This is a genomic window from Rheinheimera gaetbuli (assembly GCF_054781935.1).
In genome coordinates this window covers 151,365-173,815 of record NZ_BAAGTL010000001.1, presented here as the reverse complement: position 1 = coordinate 173,815, position 22,451 = coordinate 151,365, and the positions used below count along the sequence as shown (strand labels likewise).

Sequence of the window (22,451 nt, the reverse complement as noted above, 5' to 3'; positions counted from 1 at the left end):
GCTATTAGCAGAGCGTCAATATTGGAGTACTGCCGTGCGCTATGCATGTTTAGGCTTGTTGTTTTTAAGCGCTGCGGCGCATGCCGAGCAAGCTGTTTCGTCTTTGCAAGTGATTAGCTTGTTATCAGGACTCTTAGTGCTGGCGTTTGTCTACCTGATTAAAATTAAGTTTGATCTGGCTAAGTTGCAGAAAAAGTGGGCTGCGAAGAAAAGTAGTCAGTTAGGCTTTTATTCTTTACACGATGATATCAGCGGTTTCCCCAACAAGTTTTTTTTACAACAGCAGCTTGATGAATTGCTAAAGCGCGCACCTGAACATTCTTATTCTCTGTTGTTGCTTAAGATTAGCCAGTTTGAGCAGGTAAACCAATTGCTTGGACATAGCAACAGCAATTTGATCCTGGCGCAAATTGCTCAGCGCATTAATGAGCAGCTAAAACAGGTAGACACGGCGTTAACCTTTGAATATCGCCAACAGCTTCCGATCCGTCTATGTCACCTGGGCGGTGTTGATTTTGCCATCTGGCTGGATAGCACTGACAAACAACATCTGGCCGAATTTGTTGCTGACGAACTGGAGCGTAGCGTGCCAGAGCCGATGCTGGTTCATGGTTGTGCAGTAGAATATCAATTGCATTCAGGTATAGCCAACTATCCACAACATGGCACTCAGCTTAGTGAGTTATTGGAGCGTGCTTATCTGGCGTTGCAGCACCACAGTTGGTTGCAAGGCAAAAGCCAGGTTTTTAGTCCGGATATGCTGCATTTTACCAGCGATAAGTTAACGTTAATGTCAGAGTTGCGTCAGGCGATCAGTGATGGCCAGTTGACGTTGTATGTACAGCCGCAAATTGACATGCAAAACAGAACAGTATTGGCTGGTGAGGTTTATGTGCGTTGGCGCCACCCCAGTCGCGGTTTAATGACACCAGATAGCTTTCTGGCGCTGGCCGAAGAAACCGGGGTTATTTATCCACTAACGCAATGGGTGTTAAAAGAAGCTGTGGCGATGATTGCGCAGTTAGATCAGGCGCAACAGGTCAGCAAAATAGCGGTCAATATTTCCAGTAAGGATCTGTTGCATGACGAACTAATTGATACGCTGGAGTTTTTGTTCGACAAATACAAGGTAAAACCGCAGCAGTTGATGTTAGAACTAAAAGAGCAGGCATTGGTAGCGGAGCCTGCCCGGGCTATGAGTATGATGCAGCGCTTGCACCGTTTAGGTGTTGAACTGGCACTGGATGATTTTGGCACCGGTTTTTCTTCGTTAGCCTATCTAAGAAAGTTACCCATCCAGCATGTTAAAGTTGATTGTTCATTTATTGGAGACCTACACCGATCTGACATGCATTCTGCTATTACCGGCGCCATTATTGATATGGCGCGTAATCTCGAGCTCGGAGTTATTGCAGAGGGCGTGGAAGTGGTTGAAGTGGAGCAGAAACTTCTGCGCATGGGGTGTCAGCGCGGCCAGGGTTTTTTGTACTCACGGCCATTTGAACTCAGTGGTTTTGCAGTGTGGTTAAAACAATGGCAACAGGCTAATGCTAAATAGCCTGCGCCTGATCTTGTTTACCCAGGATAAAGGCATACACCAAGGCTGATAGTACTTGCCCTGCTTCATTGAAGCCAGCTGTCAGGCCTGCCGGATGTTGCGCCGGCGCCGCCTCTGCCAAATGCAAATAACGGCTGCGAGGTAAACGCGCCAATTGATACACAAATTGCTCTGCTGCTTGCACGCTGATACCACAATTGGTAAAAGCACTCACAGGCATTAGACTGATACTGTCCGTATCGACCTCAACACCAATGTCACCGTCGCCTTGGATCACTACATCGATGCACTGATCCAACGCCTGCTGATAACTTAATTCTTGTTTAACAAAGATCCGCTGATAGCTACTAAACTCAGCCCCGGCTTGCTGCAGCTGCGTCAGGCTGGCAGCTGAGTTTTTCAACTCATGCAAGCCCAGCACAAAATAGTGCTGCAGATAACCGGCGTGATGGGCATAACTAAAACCGTTACCGCTGTGACGGCCTTCCAGCGGGCGAAAGTCTGAATGTGGGTCCAGATTAGCGCTGTTCGCGCGCTTTTGGCTTACCGTCGCCAGGGCTTTAAGTAGCGGATAACTGTTATTATGGCCTCCGCCTATTATCAGCGGCAACAACCCTGCGCTAAAAATAGCCTGTGCTACCAGATCCAGCCGTGCATCGAGTTCGCTAACCAGTTGCCTGAGTATGTTAATGTCGGCGCCTCGTGCTTTGTGCTGTAAATCGTCGCAAGCGATAGCGCCCAGCAGTAGCAGCTCGCTGGCGGCGATAAAGTCATTACTTTGCAGGTTAAGAAATTTGCTTAAAAAGGCCTGCCAGCCAGCTTCTGCACCGGCTTGGCCAAAATTTGCTCGGGGGCCGATATCCTCAGGCACCCCTAATAGCACAAAGCGGCAGCCGTCTGCTTTAGCCTGCGCCAGTTGCTCTGCTAAATCCAGCTGCAAGTTAGGCAGGCGAATCGTTGCACCAATGCGTAACTCACCGCTACGTGTGGCACAATATTGCTCAAGTTGCTGTTGGCTAATCAGGTTAAGCATAACGCCTGGCTGCTTTATTCTATGTCCAGCGCATCCGGCGAAATAATAATACCTGTGCTGTCGGCATAAAGATGATCGCCCGGTAGAAAGGTTACACCAGCAAAGTTAACGGGTACTTCAGTTTCGCCAAAGCCTTTATCATCGGCGCCAACCGGAATGGCATTTACCGCGTGAATACCGATATCAAAATCTTCCAGCAGGTCCAAATCCCTTACACTGCCATAACAGACTATGCCTTCCCAGCCGTTTGCTGCTGCAACAGACGCCAGTTCAGCGTCAATGATTGCGCGTCGGGCGGAGCCGCCTGCATCAATCAGCAGTACTTTGCCTATGCCCGGATCATTTAACATTTGCCGCACCAATCCATTGTCTTCAAAACACTTAACGGTATGGATCTGGCCGCCAAAAGAGCGCCTGCCGCCATAGCTAGCGAACAGCGGTTCAACTACATCTACTTGATCGGCATAAAGGTCGCATAATTCAGAGGTATTGTATTCCATAGTGTTCTCCGGCGGTTACTGCATCTGAGCTGACAGTATAGCTGGCTCCGTACTAAGCTCAAACACTTATTATTATTGAGATTTCCTCTGCAGTGTGTTGTCTGTCTGCGCGCATATTTGCTATGGTGTTGCCAAGTGCAACTTAAGGTGCAGGCTGTGACATCTGAATTGTTTAGCCGTCTGATGATTTATATAACGGAAGCTGGCGTGGCGTTATTGCTTAGCTACTTGTTGTTTTATTTCAGCCGTGTTTATCGGCAACCTTATTTACGTTTTTGGTTTTTGTCGCTGCTGATGTTTTCGTTTTATCAGTTGCTGGCCATAGCGCAAGGGGTGCTGGCAGCCCCCAAGCTAGCAGATACTCTGTTGCAGTTCAGCATTATTTTAACCAGCTACTTATTTGTACTGTACTTACTGCGAGGCATGCTGGAAACCCGGGTAGTGACTGGCGCCGTCTTACGACATTTGTCCGGTCGGCGTTTGACGCTTGCGGGTATCGCGTTGGCGGTAGTTAGCGTGTTGCCCTTTATGTTTGACAGCACTATGACTGAGTGGCAGAAGTATTTTCAGACCTACCTGCGTTTGCTGCTGATTGCGCTACTGCTGCTTACGGCTACAGCAATAGTGTTGTATCGCATTGGCAACTCGTTAGGTCAGCGTTTGGCGGCAACGATGATGGCTATTTGGGCTGGTGTCTACATTATTTTTGTTATCGTCTACCTGCTAAGAACGCAACAACAAACCAGTCTCACTGAAATACTTGTATTTAAAAATGCAGAGCTGTTTTCGCTGTTTGGCCTGGGGTTGGCATTATTAATCTGGCAGCAAGAGCAGGAGCGCACGACCAATTTGCAGCTAGCAGAAAAAACCCGCTATCTGAACCGGTATGATCAACTTACCGGCGCATTAAACCGTGATGCATTACTTATTCAGTTACAAGAGCGTATATCAGTATCGGGTAGCTCGCCGCTCTACTTACTCATGCTTGGACTGGATAAATTTAAAACCGTTAACGAATCAGTTGGGTTAAAGCAGGGTGATCAGGTACTGTTTCAACTGACTAAACGTTTTGAGAGCAGTGTATTAAAGCCAACTTTAGTTGCCAGAACAGGTGGCGATATTTTTGCTTTAGTGCTGAGTGATATCAACAGCGATACTCAATTGCAATTTGCTGTGCGTCACTTGCAGCAACTGGTCGAGAAGAACTTTGAATTGGCCGTCGGTCAATTGCAATTAACCTGTACCATAGGGATTGCTAGTTCTGCTACCGACAGTAACCTTGCCGAAGGCTTGCTGCAGAAAGCCAATATTGCGTTTCATCAGGCGAAACGCATTCAGCAGAAAAGCCTGGCCTATCAAGCGGGTATGGAAGACGAGACGGCCCGCTTAATCAGTTGGGAAACTGAATTACTACGCGCTATGCAGCAAAATGAGTTGGTGTTGTATTTTCAACCGCAATTAAATCTGCGTTACAACACACTGGATGCCTTTGAAGTACTGGTTCGCTGGCAACACCCGACAAAAGGTTTACTGATGCCCGCACAGTTTTTGCCTTTTGTTGAACAATTGGGATTGAGCCGCAAACTGGATTTTTGGGTTCTGCATCATGCCGTTGATACCATAAGCCGTTGGCGCAAGTTAAATGTTCAGTTACCACTTGCAGTGAATATGTCACCGTTTCATTTTCAGCAGGAAGGGTTGAAACAGAAAATTCAACAGCTACTACTGCAATATCAGATTTCACCGGAATTGCTCGAGTTGGAGATCACCGAAAATGCCGCGATGCATGATATGGAGAAAGGCTCCAATCATGTAATTGAATTACAGCAAATGGGCATTCGGGTGTCCATTGACGATTTTGGGACTGGCTATTCATCACTGGCTTACCTGCGGCGGATGCCGATTGATAAAATTAAAATTGACCGCAGTTTTGTGATGGATATGGCTGGCAATGACTCCGACATGATGATCGTAAAAACCATGATTAAGCTGGCGCATGGTCTGGGTAAACGTATTCTGGCCGAAGGGGTTGAAACGGCGATACAGCTGGAACTGTTAAGAAATATGTCGTGCGATGCAGTGCAAGGCTACTATATCGCGAAACCTTTATCAGAGACGGACGCATTGGCTTTTTATCAACAGCAACAGCTGGGCTTGTCACAGTAACGTCATAACCGCGCGCTAGGCTGAGCCAAGCGTATGTCATGGCGAGGCGCAGTGATGTTACTGAAAAGACTGGAACACTGGGACCATATTTCGTTTTGTCGTTTGTTTAGCCGCAGCTCGTTTAAGTACTACAGTAGCGGCAGCTATTGGCTGTCGAAGACTGCTGACGGGCCCTTATATTTGCTGCTGGTGTTGAGTTTACTGGCATTTGATGTAGCTGAGGCGACACCATTTAGCCAGATGATATTGGCGGCATTTGCCATTGAATTGCCGCTATATTTGTTGCTAAAAAACAGTATTCGCCGTGCCAGACCGGCACAAGTGCTGGCTGCATTTGCCCAACCGTATATTACGCCATCTGATAAATTTAGTTTACCGTCAGGCCATACTGCAGGTGCTTTTGTTATGGTAGGCGCGGTGGCGTGTTGTTATCCGCTATGGTTGCCTTTGGCTCTAATCTGGGCCTGCGGTATAGGTTTATCACGTATCTTTCTTGGTGTTCATTTTCCGCTGGATGTGTTAGCTGGTGCAGTGCTGGGAACAGTTAGTGCTATCTTGGGTCTTTTTTTGCTCAGTTAGGCTTTAAGAGCAGTAAACATTGCATAAATGACGCAGCATTTTGCTGTGCTTGATCTATCATCAATGCTGAATGTTAACAAAAATAGGTAGCAGTCTATGAGTGGATTACGACGTCTGTCGATTAAACAACGGCTTTTTATCAACGGCATAGCGCTGGTAGTCGCAATGATAGTGATGTTGCTGATACTATTTTACCAAAGCAGCAAACTAACCAGTCTGGCGTCGACCCAACAACTGGTTGAGCAAATAGCTGCTGATGTGTTGATGTTGCGTCGGCATGAAAAAGACTTTGTGATGCGCACCGAGCTTAAGTATCAGCAGCGCCATAAAGAGCACCTGGATAAAATGGCGTCGCGGGTAGCGCAGCTGCAATTGTTGCTACAGCAGCACGCAATAGATGATGCACCACTGCAGCGTTTCTCGCAGTTAACGCAAACCTATCAGCAGAGTTTTACTGAACTGGTAAGCCAGCAGCAACGGCTGGGTTTGACGCCGCAGGACGGTGTAATGGGTGAGCTGCGTGCAGCTGTGCAGCAATTGGAGCAGCGTTTTAATGGTCTGGGCCGTGATGATCTTATGGTATTAGTGTTGCATTTGCGCCGGGCCGAAAAAGACTTTTTACTGCGCAAAGATCTGGCATACCAGCAACAGTTTGCTGCCGTTATACAGCAGTTAAGCCCGCAAATTACGACAGACAGTGAAAGCAGCCGCTTAACGGCACTATATCAGCGTAGCTTTGAAGCTCTGGTTAATGCGGCTTCGCAGATGGGGCTGGATGAAACTCAGGGCGTTACAGGTGAGATGCGCCGCGCTATCCAAAGTACTGAAGAAAGTCTGAAAGCGTTGCAGGAAAAAACCGGAGCAGCGGTTAAGGCGGCAGTTGACAGCACTCAGCAATTGGCGCTGTTGGTATTTGCTGTAGTGTTAGCAGCGGTGTTGGTGCTGGTGGCGTTGACCAGCCGAAGCATTTTGCGTCCGGTGCTGGAAGTGTGTCAAACCATAGGTCTTATTCGGTCAAAAAATGACTTTCGCATGCGGGTTGATGTATCGGGCAAAGATGAAATGACCGCTTTGGCGACCGACTTTAACAGCATGTTGGGTGACTTTCAGGATCTGATAAAAACAGTAAACCAGGCACTGGAAATGCTCGATATTGCCACCAATGAGCTGGCGAAATCAACTTCCGACACCAGCAGCGGCATGCAACTGCAGCAAAGCGAGACCGATATGGTGGCAGCCGCTGTAACGGAAATGGGCGCTACCATCAATGAAATTGCCGGCAATACTGAAGCGACAGCAGCCAAAGCCGAAGCAATGAACCGTAATGCGCAAACTGGTCGTAGTGAAGTGCAGCAAACGGTAGATCGGATCAGCAGCTTGTCTGCTCGGTTACAGGATGCCACAGCGGTGGTAGGAGAGCTGGAAAAAGACAGCAAAACTATTGGGTCAGTGCTGGATGTTATCCGCGCCATTGCCGAGCAAACCAACTTATTGGCATTAAACGCCGCTATTGAGGCTGCGCGTGCAGGTGATCAGGGCCGCGGCTTTGCGGTGGTAGCCGATGAAGTTCGCAGCCTTGCAATGCGTACGCAAGAGTCAACGCGGCAAATTGAAGCCATCGTTAATGGTTTACAAGGCCGAACCAATGATATTGTACAGGTGATGCAAGGCTGCCGGCAGCAAGGTAGTGAGAGCGCTGAGCAAGCTGGTATTGCCATGACACTACTTAGCGAAATTACCGCTGATGTAACCAACATTATGGATATGACCACTACTATTGCTGCTGCGATTGAACAACAAAGCCATGTAGCGGCCGAGGTAAATAAAAACGTGGTGAAAATTCGTGATTTATCTGACGAAACCTTTGGTTATGCTAAGCACAACGCAACAATAAGTGAAGAAGTTGCACAGCAAGCTGCCAGGCTGCGGCAAACAGTAGAGCGTTTTCAGGCCTGATGCCGCATTAATATTGCACCCGCACCGCGATGATGTCATCGCGGTTAGCGTTTGCGTCGGTTAGCTGTTGCAGATACTGTTGCCATAAGTTGTCACGCTGCTGTGCCAATTGGTGCAGGTACTGCCAGCTGTACAGGCCACTGTCGTGGCCATCGTCAAATACCAGTTTTACCGCGTAGTGCCCGGCTAACTGCAGTTTTTTGATTGACACCTGTTTTTTGTTGGTGACTAATTTCGGTTTGCCATGACCGCGCACTTCAGCCGATGGCGAATATACCCGCAAAAATTCAGCACTAAAACTCACCATCTCACCGCTACTGAACGTCACGTCCAGTTCACGGCGCCGCTGGTGATAATGCAGCTTACTGACTTCAGGTAACGTGGCGCCAGGCATTAGAGGATAAACCGGCTTAAATCGTCATCTTTGACCAGCGCACCCAAATGTTTCTCGACGTAGGCTGCGTCTACCTTAATATGCTCACCGGCGTGGTCCGCAGCATTGTAAGAGATTTCCTCCAACAGGCGCTCCATTACCGTATACAAGCGGCGCGCGCCGATATTCTCTGTGGTTTCATTTACCTGCCAGGCGGCAGCGGCCAGGCTGGTAATGCCATCAGCGCTGAAGCTAAGTTGCACGCCTTCGGTGGCCAGCATGGCAATAGACTGCTCGGTTAATGACGCTTTAGGCTCGGTGAGTATCCGTTCGAAGTCGGCTGCACTTAGTGCTTCCAGTTCAACCCGAATAGGTAAACGGCCCTGTAGTTCCGGCACTAAATCAGATGGTTTGCTCATCTGAAAGGCGCCTGATGCGATAAACAGAATATGGTCGGTTTTTACCATGCCATGCTTGGTATTAACGGTGCAGCCTTCAATTAGCGGCAGTAAGTCACGTTGCACGCCCTCGCGTGATACATCCGGGCCGCTGGTTTCACCGCGCTTACAAATTTTGTCTATTTCATCCAGAAATACGATGCCGTTTTGCTCTACCGCGTCCAGCGCCTGCGCTTTTAGCTCTTCCGGGTTTACCAGCTTGGCGGCTTCTTCCTCTATCAGTTGTTTCAGTGCATCTTTAATCTTCAGCTTACGCTTTTTCTTTTTCTCACTACCCAGACTCTGAAACATGCTTTGCAGCTGAGACGTCATCTCTTCCATGCCTGGCGGCGCCATAATTTCTACGCCGATATTTGGCTGAGCTAAATCCAGTTCAATTTCTTTGTCATCTAACTGGCCTTCACGCAGCTTTTTTCGAAACACCTGGCGGGTGCTGCTATCTGTGACCGGTTTGTTGTCTGTCTCGCCCCATGCTTCTTTCGCTGGGGGTAGCAACACATCCAAAATACGCTCTTCGGCGGCTTCTTCGGCGCGAAAACGATTTTTTTCAATCGCCTGCTCGCGAAACATTTTTACTGCGCTGTCAGTAAGGTCGCGGATAATGCTTTCGACTTCTTTGCCGACATAGCCCACTTCAGTGAATTTAGTTGCTTCTACCTTGATAAAAGGCGCATTCGCCAGTTTGGCTAAACGGCGGGCAATTTCAGTTTTACCCACCCCGGTTGGGCCTATCATAAGAATATTTTTCGGGGTAACTTCCTGGCGCAGTGCCGGTTCCAGTTGCATACGGCGCCAGCGGTTACGTAGTGCTATGGCAACGGCACGCTTGGCTTTATTCTGGCCGATAATATGGCGGTCTAACTCGTGTACTATTTCTCTTGGGGTCATGTCAGACATAATCTACCTGCTTATAATTCTTCAATGGTCTGATGCTGATTGGTGTAAACGCAAATATCACCAGCGATGGTCAGACTTTTTTCCACAATATCGCGGGCGCTCAGCTCTGTATTTTGTAGCAAAGCAGTAGCCGCTGCCTGAGCGTATGGGCCGCCACTGCCAATAGCTATCAGGTCATGTTCGGGCTGCACCACATCACCGTTACCGGTAATGATTAATGAGGTATTGGCATCTGCTACCGCCAGCAGCGCTTCAAGTTTGCGCAACATGCGATCGGTGCGCCAGTCTTTGGCTAATTCAACCGCGGCACGCATTAAATGGCCCTGGTGCAATTCCAGTTTAGCTTCAAAACGTTCAAATAACGTAAAGGCATCGGCAGTGCCACCGGCAAAACCGGCTATCACTTTGTTGTTGTATAAGCGGCGTACTTTGCGGGCGTTGCCCTTCATTACGGTGTTGCCGAGTGAAACCTGGCCGTCACCGCCGATGGCGACGTGACCATCGCGGCGAACAGAAACAATAGTAGTCATGAATAAGCCCTGTGGCGTGATTAACTCAGGGCTTAAGTGTGGTTGAGCCAGCTGGATTTCAAGACCAGTTCCAAATCTGGCAGGTATTTATACCTTGCTGGCGTAAACGGTTACGATCGGCTGTAGCCTGGCGCTTAGACTCATAAGGCCCCAATACCACCCTATACCAGATGCCATTACTACCTTCGGTACGCCGGATTTCAGAGCTAAAACCAACAAAGGCGATTTGCGCTTTCATTGCTTCTGCCTGCGTTTGTGCGCGAAATGAGCCGCATTGCATCTGATAAGGACCTGCCGATTTTTGTTGCTCTGTTACTTCAACTTTTACTTCTTTATTCTCCAGCTCTTTAATGTACTGGTAAGGCTCTTCCGTAGGTTTAACCGGTAGCTCATCTTTTTTAACGGTTTGCTGCGCTGGTTTGCCCGCTGGTATTTCAACTGCCGGTTGTTGGTTTAAAAACCACAAGAAATACATAAAACTGCTGATTAATACCAACGTAATGCTAATCAGTAGCCAGGGTTTACCTGTGGCGGCTGTTTTAGTATTGCCGTTAGTTCTTCGCGCTGTCCGTGACTTGCTACTGTTGGCTTTTGGACGACTGGTTTTTACATAATCTTTTTGCGGCATAAGGTGCTTGAGGCTCTGACTGCTGGCAACTGGCGTTATTCTACAAGGTTAAGCGGAAAAAGAAACATCAGCCCGGCTATTGTCAGGTCAGGTCGGTTGGATCGACATCCAGCTGCCATTTTATTTTGCGGCTTTGCGGCCACAGTGTCAGTTGTACCAATAGGGCATCGAGCAACTGATGTAACACAGGCCGGCTTGGGCTATAAAGTTGTAGCTGCCAGCGATATTTGCCAGCACGGCGTTCAAGCGGCGCCGGTATAGGGCCTAGCAGTTGTATGGCGGTATATTGTCGTGCAATGTTTGCCAGTTGCGCCAGCCACTGTTGGCACAGTTCAGACTGATGCGCCTCGGCGCTGAACAATGCCAGATGCTGAAATGGCGGCAGCCGCGTTTGCTCGCGCTCCTGCAGCGCACTACGGGCAAAAGACGCGTAGCCGTTTTGAATAATGTCCTGCAGTAGCGCATGCTCAGGGTAATGGGTTTGCAACAGCACCGTGCCGCCACTGCTACCACGGCCGGCGCGGCCGGCAACCTGCGTTAGCAACTGCGCTAATTGCTCTGGCGCGCGAAAGTCACTGCTGTACAGTGCACCGTCGACATCGACAATCACTACCAGGCTTACATTGGGAAAGTGATGGCCCTTAGCCAGCATTTGCGTGCCGACAATTAAGCGCGCGCCATGTTGATGAATATCATCCAGCGCCTGATGCAGGGCGCCCTTGCGCCTGGTGCTGTCGCGGTCCAGCCGGGTAATGGCCGTGTCGGCAAAAAGCTGCTGCAGGTTCTCTTCTAACTGCTCGGTGCCCTGGCCCAGCGGTTTTAACTGGGTGCTGCCACAGCCGCCGCACTGGTGTGGTATGGCTTTGCTGGCGCCGCAATGGTGGCACACCAACTGACGGCTTTGTTTATGGTAGGTAGTAAAAGCACTGCAGCGATGGCACTCGGTTAGCCAGCCACACTCCTGGCAGCTAAGAGCGGGGGCAAAGCCACGCCGGTTTAAAAACAGCATTACCTGCAGCCCCAGCGCCAGTTGCTGTTTTATTTTGGCTAATGTCTGGCTGGCGAGGCCAAATTGCAGTACCTGCTGTTTTAAATCAATTAATTCAAATTTGGGCAACGCCTGGCCGGCGGCGCGATCTGGCAGCGGCAGATGAATAAAACGTTTAGTCAGGGCGTTGTGCAGGCTTTCCAGGCTGGGTGTGGCGGAGCCGAGTAAAATAGGGCAGTGCTGCAAGGCGGCACGTTTAATGGCTAAGTCGCGGGCGTGGTAACGAAAGCCGTCCTGTTGTTTGAGGGACTGATCATGTTCTTCGTCAATAATAATCAGGCCAAGGCGCGAAAACGGCAGAAACAGGGCTGAGCGGGTACCAATAATAATAGCAGCTGCACCGGTACTGGCCTGTAACCAGCAATGTAAGCGCTCGCTATCGGTAAGCGCTGAGTGCCAACAGAGTACCGGTACATCAAAACGCGCCTGAAATCGTTCAAGCGTTTGCGGCGTCAAGCCAATTTCCGGCACGATTAACAATACCTGCTGTTGGGTCTGCAGCAGTTTGGCAATACTTTGCAGGTATACTTCTGTTTTGCCCGAGCCGGTAACACCTTCGAGCAATAAGCGCTCAAAGCGGCCACAGGCCTGATCCACTGCCGTAACAGCCAGCGCCTGCGCGGCAGTAAGTTTTAAGCCCGCAGCTGCTTTGGTTGGTGCAGTATAGGGGGTTGGCGGCACGATAATTTCTTCGGCCAGTTTTTTATCCAGCAACGGCTTTAATGCGGCACGGCTATGTTGCTGCAGCAGCACCGACTCGGTCAGTTGATGCGCCTGCAACGTGTGCCACAGGGCCAGTTGTCTGGCCGAGCGTTTTAAAGTTTTCGCTTCCAGTTGCTGGCCGGCAGCGGTCAGGCGATAAGCTTTGGGCTGGTAGTCTTTTAGATCACGGTCTTCACGCAGTAATGCCGGCAGGGCGCTGATTAACACCTCGCCCAACGGGTAATGGTAATATTCGGCGGCAAAGTTTAACAGCTGACACAGCAAAGGTGGCAGTACCGGGTTGCTGTCCAGCAGTTTCAACACGGCCTTTAATTTGCTGCTGTCGAATTGATCATCCGGCGCAACCTGCCAGATAACACCCACTAGCTTGCGGTTACCAAAAGGCACCAGCACCCGACAGCCCACCTGTGGTTGTGGCTCAGTGGTAATAAGGTAGTCAAAATGTTGTCTTAGCGGCACCGGCAGGGCCACACGCACTACAATCACAGCAAGTTCCCTTTATAACGCAGCGCTCAAGTGTAAGGAGCGGTTGCTAAAATGCCAAGCAAAACAAAATTTATGCTGTGTAGCTACGAATCTGTTGCAACTTGGCCGGCTATCTATTAAGCTACGCGCCCTTAATTAACTGTAATTACGTATGGTGTCCGGCAACAATTTGACCGGATAGCGATACGGCCCTAACGAGGTAACCCATGAAGCCAGGCATTCACCCGGAATACAAAGAAATTACTGCTACCTGTACTTGCGGTAATTCATTCAAAACAAAATCTGCACTGTGTAAAGACATCCACCTGGACGTTTGTTCAGCTTGCCACCCATTTTATACCGGTAAGCAAAAAGTGTTAGATGTAGGCGGCCGTGTAGATCGCTTCAAAAAACGTTTCTCTGTACTGGGCAACCGTTAATCGGTATTGCGACAGCGAAACTGAAGAAAGCACCTGAGGGTGCTTTTTTTTTGCCGGACGTTTGGCTGTTTTTTGTGCAAATAATCAGTATTAATCAAAAAAATATTTTTATGTTGTGTCTTGTGCCTGCAACAGTACTCATTGATTTGCCTTTTTTCATTAATTTTTCTTTTCCTTTCATCGCATTAGTTAGCTTTCGCCGGTTGTTTTTTTGTCGCACTACTCCGCTGTTGTAGTAGCGCAGTGGCATGATTATGCGATCGCAGTAACATCTGTATGCAGCACTGTGTCACATCTGGAATTTAGATGGCCGGACGTCTCTTGGCGTGAGGGGTTTTTATTGTTATAACAGCTGCAGTTACGACTAAAGTGGTATGGCATCTACAGCGCTTTTACGCTGGTACGATCAGACTGATTCCGGTTCTCTTCTTCTTAACAGCTCCGTAGAATATGCCACCTTCAGGCCTAACCGCATAACAATAACAGTGCGCCCGTCCCTACAACAAAACGGCAGGATAATACAGATGTCAGATTTCAGAGAACAAGCGTTGCGTTACCACGCAGAACCCAAGCCCGGCAAAATCAGTATTGAAATAAGCAAGCCGGCCGAAACCGTCACTGACCTGGCATTAGCATACAGCCCGGGCGTCGCCGAGCCAGTACGCGAAATAGCTGCTGATGTTGATAATGTTTATAAATACACGGCTAAAGGTAACTTAGTTGCGGTGATCAGCAATGGTACCGCTATCTTGGGTTTAGGTAATTTGGGTCCTATGGCATCGAAGCCGGTAATGGAAGGTAAAGCGCTGTTATTTAAACGCTTTGCTAACCTGGACTCGATTGATATTGAAGTGTCGCACCGTACCACAGAAGAGTTTATTAATACGGTAGCGAATATTGCTGATACTTTTGGCGGTATCAATCTGGAAGACATTAAAGCGCCGGAGTGTTTCGAGATAGAAAAAGAGCTGATTAAACGCTGTAAAATACCGGTATTTCATGACGACCAACACGGCACAGCCATTGTTACTGCCGCAGGCATGCTCAACGCACTGGAAATTCAGGGCAAAGATATCAAGAGTGCTATTATCGTCTGTATGGGCGCCGGTGCGGCAGCTATTGCCTGTATGGAGCTGTTGATTAAGTGCGGCGCCCAGCGCGAGCATATCTACATGTTGGACACTAAAGGCGTTATCCATACCCGGCGCAATGATTTAAACCAATACAAACTGTTGTTTGCCAATAACACTGATAAACGTACCTTAGAAGATGCTTTAAGCGGCGCCGATGTGTTTGTTGGCGTATCCGGCCCCGATGTCTTGCCGCCGGAAGCATTAAAGCTTATGGCTGATAAGCCGGTGATTTTTGCTTGTTCAAACCCCGACCCCGAAATAAAACCGGCGCTGGCGCATGCGATGCGCGATGATATCATTATGGCCACTGGCCGTTCTGACTACCCTAATCAGGTAAATAACGTATTGTGTTTCCCGTTTATTTTCCGCGGTGCACTGGATGTACGTGCCAGTGTCATTAACGATCAGATGAAGCTGGCTGCAGTAAATGCAATTCGTAGTATTGCTAAAGAGCTGGTACCGCAGGAAGTATTAACCGCAGCAAAAGTGACTGAGCTGAGTTTTGGCAAAACATATATTATTCCTAAACCGATGGACCCACGCTTATTGCCACGGGTTGCCAAAGCGGTGGCCGAAGCAGCTGTGGCATCAGGGGTAGCAAGGCTGGCGCTGCCTGAAAATTACTACTGTTAAGCGCAATCAGCTTATCTGAATACAAAAAAGCCGGTTTATCACAACCGGCTTTTTTGTATCAGACTGCTATTACTCGGATAGTGCTAAAACAGTATTTAATTAAACGCGGAACAAGCGGGTAATATTTTCCAGATTCTGTGCCAGCGAGGCCAATTCACTGCTGGCTTTGGCAATATTGCCTGCACTTTCAGAGCTATGTTCGGTGTTGGTAAAGATCTCATCGACATGATGCACGATATTGCCGGCCATTTTTTGCTGCTCGTCAGTGGCATCAGCAATTTGCTGATTCATCAGGCGTATTTGTGTAATGCTCTTGGTAATGAGCTGCAGTGCATCGCCGGCCTGATTGGCCGATTGCACACTGTTATCGGCCTGAGCAGTACTTTGTTGCATCTTTTGTACCGCAGAGCGGGCTGCTCCTTGTAGTTGTTCGATTGTTCGTTGAATCTCTTCAGTCGATTTTTGTGTGCGCGAGGCCAAGGTGCGTACTTCGTCGGCTACTACAGCAAAACCACGGCCTTGTTCACCGGCTCGGGCTGCTTCAATTGCGGCATTAAGTGCAAGTAGGTTAGTTTGTTCGGCTATACCTTTAATAACCGTTAGTACTGTACCTACCTGATTGGCATCTTTCTCCAATTGGGTGATTACCGCCGACGCTTCCTGTACGTTGCCGGCTAGCTGCTGAATGTTTTGCACGGTTGATATTACCGTTTGCTGGCCTTGCCCTGCGGCATCGCTGGATTGGTTAGCTGCCGTTGCTGCTTCATTGGCGCTATGCACCTCGGCTTCAACACTAACGTTCATATCGGCTACGGCATTTTTCGCCTTGTTAGCGGCCTGGCGTTGCACTGCGATGGTTTTGTTGGTGTCATCGGTCAGTTCGTGTAAGTCTTTCGCCAGTGCTGACAGCGGAATAGCGGTATTTACGATATCTTTAACCACATGCTGCAGCTTTTGCATAAAGGTATTAAACCAGTACGCCAGGTCGCCCAATTCGTCTTTGCTGCCTGTGTTGATACGCACGGTTAAGTCGCCATCTTCTTTGGCCAAATCCTGCAATGAGCGGATCATGCTACCAAGACTATTTTGAATGCCTCTTGCTACAGGATACGCAGTACCAAATAGCACAAAAGTAGTGATTAAACCCATGATAACACCCACAGTGATCAGTGTGCCGGCTTGCTCGCTGGCATCATCTATGGCACTGGTAAAGGCTTTTAGCCGGGTGTCACGGAACTGACCCAAGAGGCGGGCGGTATTGTCGTAATCGGCGTTCATTTTCTCTGAACGTTGCGCCAGGGTGCTGAAATCGGCGGTGTTATTGATCATTTCCTGCGACACCGTATATGCCACCTGATAGTAAGTATTGTAACTTTGTAAAATCCTTTGCACATCAGAGGCGTAGTCACGGTTTAACCGGCTAATCTTATCTAAATCTTGTGTGAGTTGTGTGCTAAACGCTGCAGCACCGCTAAGCGCTTCTTCATCACCGGTAGTCACTGCGCTTGCCAGCGAGTCTTTCACTCGCTCTAGCAGCACTAAAGAGCTTTGCGCTGACTGCAGAACCGGAAATTGCACATCGCGGGTTTGCTCCAGCGTATTGACGTTATTTAGTGCAGTGTTACTGGCCAAAGCAAGGTAGATGATAAAACTAATAGTGCCGATAAGCGGAATTAAGTAGATCTTTTTGGCAATAGAAAGACGTCGTAATACATCCATATCGCAGGCCCCTGTGCATTGAAATGTTTAGTAATATTAGAATAGATTTATACGCAGTATAGAGCTTTATTTAGGCAAATGCTTGTTGTTGTTTGATTTGACGCATCAACAGTTAATAAAAAGCCCGAACAGTGTCGGGCTAAATTAAGCAGTGTGGGGCTATTTTTTTGCCCGTTCAAAAGAGGTCATTATTTCTGCTTTGGCAGCAGCGGCATCGCCCCAACCATTTACTTTTACCCACTTGCCGGCTTCTAATTCTTTGTAGCGCTCGAAGAAATGCTGAATTTGCTTTTTCAGCAGCTCATCCACGTCGTTGATGTCCTGAATATGGTCGTACAGCTTGGTCAGTTTGCTTACCGGTACGGCAATTACTTTCGCATCTTCACCGGATTCATCCGACATAAACAACACGCCCACCGGGCGGCATTTAATTACCGCACCCGGCACCAGTGGGTAGGGTGTAGGCACTAATACGTCTACAGGGTCACCATCCAATGATAAGGTATGATTTACAAAGCCGTAGTTACAAGGGTAAAACATGGGAGTAGCCATAAAGCGGTCTACCCAGACAGTGCCGGTATCTTTGTCTACTTCGTACTTGATTGGGTCGGCATTGGCCGGAATTTCAATAATTACGTTAATTTCTTCCGGCAGGTTTTTACCTGCTGCAACATCGCTTAAGCTCATGGCTTGTTCCTTTAGTTCATTAAAATGGTTCAAAAAACTGGCGCTTATTATAGCGCTACAATAAAAAATGGCTATCGTTGATGATAGGCTACACAGCTTTCTACTTCATGTTTCGAGCCCAGTATAACGGCAACTCGTTGGTGAATATCGGTTGGTACTATATCCATAATGCGTTCATAGCCGGTAGAGCTGACACCGCCTGCCTGTTCTACCAGAAAACTCATTGGGTTGGCTTCATACATTAGTCGCAGTTTATCTGGCTTGTTGGCGTCTTTGTTATCACGTGGATAGGCAAAAATACCACCGCGGCACAATACACGGTGCACATCACCCACCATAGCGGCTATCCAGCGCATATTGTAGTTTTTACCGCGCGGGCCCTCTTTGCCTTTCAGTAAATCATCGATATAGGCTTGCATTGCAGGTTGCCAGTAGCGTTGGTTCGACATATTAATGGCAAATTCGGCGGTATATTTCGGAATAGCTGCTTGTTCTTCGGTAAGTAAAAAGCCGCCATAGGTTTTATCTAGGGTGTAAATGCGTGTACCTTTGCCGGTGGTTAATGCCAACATGGTAGAAGGGCCGTACAAAACATAGCCGGCTGCAACTTGGGCGCTGCCGGGTTGTAAAAACTGGCTGGCGTCATCGGCGGCTTTATCGGGGTGTGCCGGCAAAACAGAGAAAATGGTGCCGATTAAGCTGTTAATGTCCGTATTAGATGAGCCATCCAGCGGGTCGAAGGTAACTAGATATTTACCACTGGGGTTGCCGGCAACGGTGTCGTCTTCCTCTTCTGAGCTGATGGCTTTTACCACGCCGGTTTCCAGAATGACTTCTTTGAGCAACTCATTGGCAATAATATCGAGTTTTTTCTGTGTTTCCCCTTGAATATTCTCCGCCAGGGTAGAACCTAATACTCCGGCTAATTCGCCCTGGCTAACGCGAAAAGAAATTTCCCGGCAGGCAGCCAATATGGTTTTAAGCAGTGAAATAAGGTCGCTGTCGACTCCGTCCTGTTGCAGTACTGGCGAGATGCGGCGCATGCTGGTGGTTCCTTCTCAGTAATTATTTTTGCTAATGCGTTAGAGGCTGGCGTATTTTAAAGAATTTCTGCGCAAATTGCAGGTGTTACTGCGTGCAATTCTGTTTGCGCTGGCGTATTTGCTACAATGGCGGCGATTAATTTTCAGGATAACTTATGCATATTCATATTCTCGGTATCTGCGGCACCTTTATGGGCGGCATTGCTGCCATCGCAAAATCGTTAGGCCACAAGGTTACCGGTGCTGATGCCAACGTCTATCCGCCGATGAGTACGCAGCTTGAGCAGCTGGGTATTGAGCTGACCCAAGGCTGGGACCCGGCGCAGTTGGAGCCGGCACCGGATTTAGTGATAATCGGCAATGCCTTATCACGCGGTAATCCGGCGGTAGAGTATGTGTTAAATACCAATTTACGTTATACGTCCGGCCCGCAGTGGCTGGCAGAGCAGGTACTGTTTGACCGCTGGGTACTGGCGGTGTCGGGCACGCATGGCAAAACCACCACCAGCACCATGTTGGCATGGATTTTAGATTACGCCGGCTTAAAGCCCGGTTTTTTAATCGGTGGTATTCCACAGAACTTTGACTGCTCGGCACGGCTTGGCGAGTCGCCGTTTTTCGTGATTGAAGCCGACGAGTATGACACCGCTTTTTTTGATAAGCGTTCTAAGTTTGTGCATTACCGGCCGCGTACCCTGGTGCTGAATAACCTGGAGTATGATCATGCGGATATCTTTCCCGATTTAGCGGCTATTCAACGGCAGTTTCATCATTTGCTGCGTATGGTGCCGGCCAATGGTTTGGTATTGTCACCTGAAGATACGCCGGCGGTGAATCAAACGCTACAGATGGGCTGCTGGAGTGAGCGCCAGAGCTACGGCAGCGATTGGCGCGCCGAACTGCTTACTGCCGATGGTAGCCACTTTGCACTGTATCTGCAGGATAAAAAACTCGGTGAGCTACGCTGGCAACTTAGCGGCCAGCATAATGTGGATAACGCCGTGATGGCGATTGCTGCCGCCCGCCATGCCGGCGTGCCGGTAACGGTAGCGCTGGAAGCACTGGCACGCTTTATTGCACCCAAGCGGCGGATGGAGTTAAAGGCTGATATTGCCGGTATTAAGGTGTATGACGATTTTGCCCATCACCCAACCGCTATCAGCACCACCTTGCAGGGCATTCGCAATAAAGTAGGCCATAACCGGGTTTTGGCCGTACTGGAGCCACGCTCTAATACCATGCGTATGGGCGTACATCAGGCAACATTACCCCTTTCGCTGGCGCTGGCTGATAAGGTGTTTTTATACGAGCCGGCCAACGCCAACTGGTCACTGGAGGCGCTAAGTCGTGCTTTAGCGCCCAAGGCCACCTTGTCGCAAGATATTGATGCGTTGGTCAGTTTGCTAACTGAGCAGGCAGAGCCGGGCGACAGTATTGTTATTATGAGTAACGGTGGCTTTGGTGGCATTCACGATAAGCTGATAAGCGCACTAAAACGTAAACGGGAGCATTAATGAGTGCAGCAAAAGAGATAACGCTGGCCTTTAGCGGTGCTTCAGGCGCGCCTTATGGTTGGCGCTTACTGGAACTGCTGCTGGCGCAGGGTGTTAAAGTACATTTGCTGGTATCCAGCGCCGCAAGGGTGGTGTTTGCCACCGAGCATGACGTTAAACTGCCGGCCTCGCCGGATAAATGCACTGAAATGCTGCTGGCGCATTTTGGCTGTGACGCCGCTTTACTTAAAGTATACGGCAAGGACGACTGGTTCTCACCGGTGGCGTCCGGCTCGGCGGCACCACGGCAAATGGTGATTTGTCCTTGCTCTACCGGTACTGTGTCCAGCATTGCCACCGGCGCCAGTGACAATTTAATTGAGCGAGCCGCCGATGTGGTAATAAAAGAAGGCGGCCAGCTGATTTTAGTGCCGCGAGAAAGCCCGCTTAGTGCCATTCATTTGGAAAACCTGCTGAAGTTGGCCAGGCTCGGTGTCACCATTATGCCGGCAGCGCCCGGTTTTTATCATCAGCCGAAACAAATCAGTGATTTAGTCGATTTTATGGTGGCGCGTATTTTGGACCATCTTAAGCTGCCGCATCAGTTACTTAATCGTTGGGGCTACAGTGGTGACGCCGCAAAAGCAGGAGAATAACATTGAGTTTAGCGTTAGATATTAAAGGCCTGCATAAGGTGTATAAAAGCGGTACCGTAGCATTAAGCGGTATCGACCTGCAGGTAAACCAAGGTGATTTTTTTGCTCTGCTGGGCCCAAATGGCGCCGGCAAAAGCACCACCATCGGCATTATCAGTTCACTGGTAAATAAATCCGGCGGCAGCGTTAAGGTATTTGGCTACGATATTGATACCGACCTGGAAGCCGCCAAAAGTCAGCTGGGTTTAGTGCCGCAGGAATTTAACTTTAACCAGTTTGAAACCGTGTTGCAGATAGTCGTCAATCAGGCTGGTTACTACGGTGTGCCGAAAAAACTGGCGCTAGAGCGGGCAGAAAAATACCTCAGTCAGCTGGGGTTGTGGGACAAGCGCACTGCGCGGGCGCGCGAGTTATCCGGCGGTATGAAACGGCGCTTAATGATCGCCCGCGCTTTAATGCATGAGCCCAAATTGCTGATATTGGATGAACCGACCGCAGGGGTAGATATAGAGCTGCGCCGCTCGATGTGGGAGTTTCTGCGCAAAATTAACCAGCAGGGCGTGACCATTATTCTTACTACGCATTATCTGGAAGAAGCAGAAAGCCTGTGTCGCAATATCGCCATTATCGACAAAGGCCTGATTATTGAAAACACCAGCATGAAGGCATTGTTGTCAAAGTTAACCCGCGAAACCTTTGTGCTGGATTTAGCCTCCGACCCAACTGCTGTCAGCTTAGAGGGTATCAACTGGCGGGCGCTTGATAGCCACAGTATTGAAGTCGACGTAGAAAAAGCCCAGGGCTTAAATGGCATTTTTGCGCAGCTGAGCGCGCAGGATATTAAGGTGTTATCAATGCGTAATAAAGCCAACCGGCTGGAGGAGCTGTTTGTGTCCTTAGTAGAACATGGCCGTGGGGGTGCAAAATGAGTAAAGCCAATTATCTGGTGGCGTTAAAAAGTATTTGGGATAAAGAAACCAACCGTTTTTTGCGCATCTGGGTGCAAACCCTGGTACCGCCTGCGATTACCATGACGCTGTATTTTGTCATTTTCGGTAGCTTAATCGGCTCACGTATCGGCGATATGGGCGGTTTCACGTACATGGAATTTATTGTACCCGGGCTGATTATGATGTCGGTGATCACTAACTCTTATGCCAATGTGGCCTCGTCGTTTTTCAGTGCCAAGTTTCAGCGCAACGTGGAAGAGCTGCTGGTGGCACCGGTGCCGAACTATATTATTGTGCTGGGTTTTGTCAGTGGCGGTATGGCACGCGGTATGCTGGTTGGGCTGATTGTGACTATCTTGTCGCTGTTTTTCGTCACTATTCAAATTCATAACCTGGCGGTCATTATCGTTACCGTAACGCTAACGTCGATGCTGTTTTCTCTGGGCGGTTTAATTAACGCTGTGTATGCGAAAACCTTTGACGATATCAGCATTATTCCTACCTTTGTGCTGACGCCGCTAACCTATTTGGGAGGGGTGTTTTACTCATTAACCTTACTGCCGGGTTTTTGGCAGCATGTAGCAGCGTTAAACCCGGTGGTGTATATGGTTAACGCGTTTCGTTATGGCTTTTTGGGCGTAACCGACGTTAGCCTGTGGTTGGCGCTGGCCGTGGTGCTGGGCTTTATCGTGGTGCTGTTTAGTTATGCGATGTACCTGATAAATCGTGGTATTGGCCTGCGAAGCTGATATTTGTAATTTGCTTAGTATAGCCGGACCGGTT

At 49.0% G+C, this 22,451-nt stretch carries 20 protein-coding genes; 10 read left to right on the top strand and 10 right to left on the bottom strand.

The window, feature by feature from the left end; genetic code table 11:
* Positions 1-34 precede the first annotated feature (34 nt).
* Positions 35-1,558, top strand: coding sequence for a putative bifunctional diguanylate cyclase/phosphodiesterase (locus tag ACYVIC_RS00765; protein WP_460856373.1), 1,524 nt, complete (start codon positions 35-37; stop codon positions 1,556-1,558).
* On the opposite strand, the gene ACYVIC_RS00760 is transcribed toward ACYVIC_RS00765, so the two are convergent.
* Both ACYVIC_RS00760 and rraA read right to left on the bottom strand, forming a co-directional pair.
* Positions 1,551-2,591, bottom strand: a complete 1,041-nt coding sequence (locus ACYVIC_RS00760) for a formimidoylglutamase (protein WP_460856372.1) — start codon at positions 2,589-2,591, stop codon at positions 1,551-1,553. The two genes, ACYVIC_RS00765 and ACYVIC_RS00760, sit on opposite strands and share 8 nt — an antisense overlap.
* Before the next feature lie 14 nt (positions 2,592-2,605).
* Positions 2,606-3,091, bottom strand: coding sequence for a ribonuclease E activity regulator RraA (gene rraA, locus ACYVIC_RS00755; protein ID WP_460856370.1), 486 nt, complete (start codon positions 3,089-3,091; stop codon positions 2,606-2,608).
* A gap of 156 nt (positions 3,092-3,247) precedes the next feature.
* On the opposite strand from rraA, the gene ACYVIC_RS00750 reads away from it, so the two are divergent.
* The 3 genes from ACYVIC_RS00750 (at position 3,248) to ACYVIC_RS00740 (ending at position 7,792) form a co-directional block, all read left to right on the top strand.
* Positions 3,248-5,257 carry a putative bifunctional diguanylate cyclase/phosphodiesterase gene (locus ACYVIC_RS00750; RefSeq protein ID WP_460856369.1) on the top strand — a complete coding sequence of 670 codons (2,010 nt, stop codon included), beginning with the start codon at positions 3,248-3,250 and terminating at the stop codon, positions 5,255-5,257.
* Positions 5,258-5,311: 54 nt separating this feature from the next.
* On the top strand, positions 5,312-5,836 hold the full coding sequence (locus tag ACYVIC_RS00745; RefSeq protein ID WP_460856367.1) for a phosphatase PAP2 family protein: 525 nt from the start codon (positions 5,312-5,314) through the stop codon (positions 5,834-5,836).
* Between the two features lie 96 nt (positions 5,837-5,932).
* A complete protein-coding gene (locus ACYVIC_RS00740) occupies positions 5,933-7,792 on the top strand; it encodes a methyl-accepting chemotaxis protein (protein WP_460856366.1) in 1,860 nt (619 codons plus the stop codon).
* A 7-nt stretch (positions 7,793-7,799) separates the two neighbouring features.
* On the opposite strand, the gene ACYVIC_RS00735 is transcribed toward ACYVIC_RS00740, so the two are convergent.
* The 5 genes from ACYVIC_RS00735 to priA form a co-directional block, all read right to left on the bottom strand.
* Positions 7,800-8,186, bottom strand: coding sequence for a gamma-butyrobetaine hydroxylase family protein (locus tag ACYVIC_RS00735; protein WP_460856364.1), 387 nt, complete (start codon positions 8,184-8,186; stop codon positions 7,800-7,802).
* Positions 8,186-9,520 (bottom strand): HslU--HslV peptidase ATPase subunit, encoded by a 1,335-nt coding sequence (gene hslU, locus ACYVIC_RS00730; RefSeq protein WP_460856362.1) that lies wholly within the window; start codon positions 9,518-9,520, stop codon positions 8,186-8,188. The genes ACYVIC_RS00735 and hslU overlap by 1 nt, the downstream gene beginning before the upstream one ends.
* An 11-nt stretch (positions 9,521-9,531) precedes the next feature.
* Entirely contained in the window at positions 9,532-10,050 is a 519-nt protein-coding gene (gene hslV / locus ACYVIC_RS00725; protein ID WP_460856361.1) for an ATP-dependent protease subunit HslV, read from the bottom strand.
* A 58-nt stretch (positions 10,051-10,108) separates the two neighbouring features.
* A complete protein-coding gene (locus ACYVIC_RS00720; RefSeq protein WP_460856359.1) occupies positions 10,109-10,678 on the bottom strand; it encodes an SPOR domain-containing protein in 570 nt (189 codons plus the stop codon).
* Between the two features lie 82 nt (positions 10,679-10,760).
* Positions 10,761-12,935 carry a primosomal protein N' gene (gene priA / locus ACYVIC_RS00715; protein ID WP_460856358.1) on the bottom strand — a complete coding sequence of 725 codons (2,175 nt, stop codon included), beginning with the start codon at positions 12,933-12,935 and terminating at the stop codon, positions 10,761-10,763.
* 206 nt (positions 12,936-13,141) lie between these two features.
* On the opposite strand from priA, the gene rpmE reads away from it, so the two are divergent.
* Both rpmE and ACYVIC_RS00705 read left to right on the top strand, forming a co-directional pair.
* Positions 13,142-13,354, top strand: coding sequence for a 50S ribosomal protein L31 (gene rpmE / locus ACYVIC_RS00710; protein ID WP_092792296.1), 213 nt, complete (start codon positions 13,142-13,144; stop codon positions 13,352-13,354).
* A gap of 524 nt (positions 13,355-13,878) precedes the next feature.
* The gene (locus tag ACYVIC_RS00705; protein WP_460856356.1) at positions 13,879-15,120 is read left to right on the top strand and encodes a malic enzyme-like NAD(P)-binding protein; all 1,242 of its coding nucleotides are present in this window, start codon (positions 13,879-13,881) and stop codon (positions 15,118-15,120) included.
* 99 nt (positions 15,121-15,219) lie between these two features.
* On the opposite strand, the gene ACYVIC_RS00700 is transcribed toward ACYVIC_RS00705, so the two are convergent.
* The 3 genes from ACYVIC_RS00700 to ACYVIC_RS00690 form a co-directional block, all read right to left on the bottom strand.
* On the bottom strand, positions 15,220-16,839 hold the full coding sequence (locus ACYVIC_RS00700; protein WP_460856355.1) for a methyl-accepting chemotaxis protein: 1,620 nt from the start codon (positions 16,837-16,839) through the stop codon (positions 15,220-15,222).
* Positions 16,840-16,998: 159 nt separating this feature from the next.
* Positions 16,999-17,526 (bottom strand): inorganic diphosphatase, encoded by a 528-nt coding sequence (ppa, locus tag ACYVIC_RS00695; protein WP_205309347.1) that lies wholly within the window; start codon positions 17,524-17,526, stop codon positions 16,999-17,001.
* A gap of 71 nt (positions 17,527-17,597) precedes the next feature.
* The gene (locus ACYVIC_RS00690; RefSeq protein WP_460856353.1) at positions 17,598-18,569 is read right to left on the bottom strand and encodes a class 1 fructose-bisphosphatase; all 972 of its coding nucleotides are present in this window, start codon (positions 18,567-18,569) and stop codon (positions 17,598-17,600) included.
* Positions 18,570-18,724: 155 nt separating this feature from the next.
* On the opposite strand from ACYVIC_RS00690, the gene mpl reads away from it, so the two are divergent.
* From mpl to ACYVIC_RS00670, 4 genes are read left to right on the top strand one after another with little or no spacing between them, the layout of a single operon-like run.
* Entirely contained in the window at positions 18,725-20,083 is a 1,359-nt protein-coding gene (mpl, locus tag ACYVIC_RS00685) for a UDP-N-acetylmuramate:L-alanyl-gamma-D-glutamyl-meso-diaminopimelate ligase (RefSeq protein ID WP_460856352.1), read from the top strand.
* Positions 20,083-20,718 (top strand): flavin prenyltransferase UbiX, encoded by a 636-nt coding sequence (locus ACYVIC_RS00680; RefSeq protein ID WP_460856350.1) that lies wholly within the window; start codon positions 20,083-20,085, stop codon positions 20,716-20,718. Before mpl ends, ACYVIC_RS00680 begins: the two co-directional genes overlap by 1 nt.
* A 2-nt stretch (positions 20,719-20,720) precedes the next feature.
* On the top strand, positions 20,721-21,647 hold the full coding sequence (locus ACYVIC_RS00675; RefSeq protein ID WP_460856348.1) for an ABC transporter ATP-binding protein: 927 nt from the start codon (positions 20,721-20,723) through the stop codon (positions 21,645-21,647).
* Positions 21,644-22,417, top strand: a complete 774-nt coding sequence (locus ACYVIC_RS00670) for an ABC transporter permease (protein WP_460856347.1) — start codon at positions 21,644-21,646, stop codon at positions 22,415-22,417. Before ACYVIC_RS00675 ends, ACYVIC_RS00670 begins: the two co-directional genes overlap by 4 nt.
* Positions 22,418-22,451: the final 34 nt, after the last annotated feature.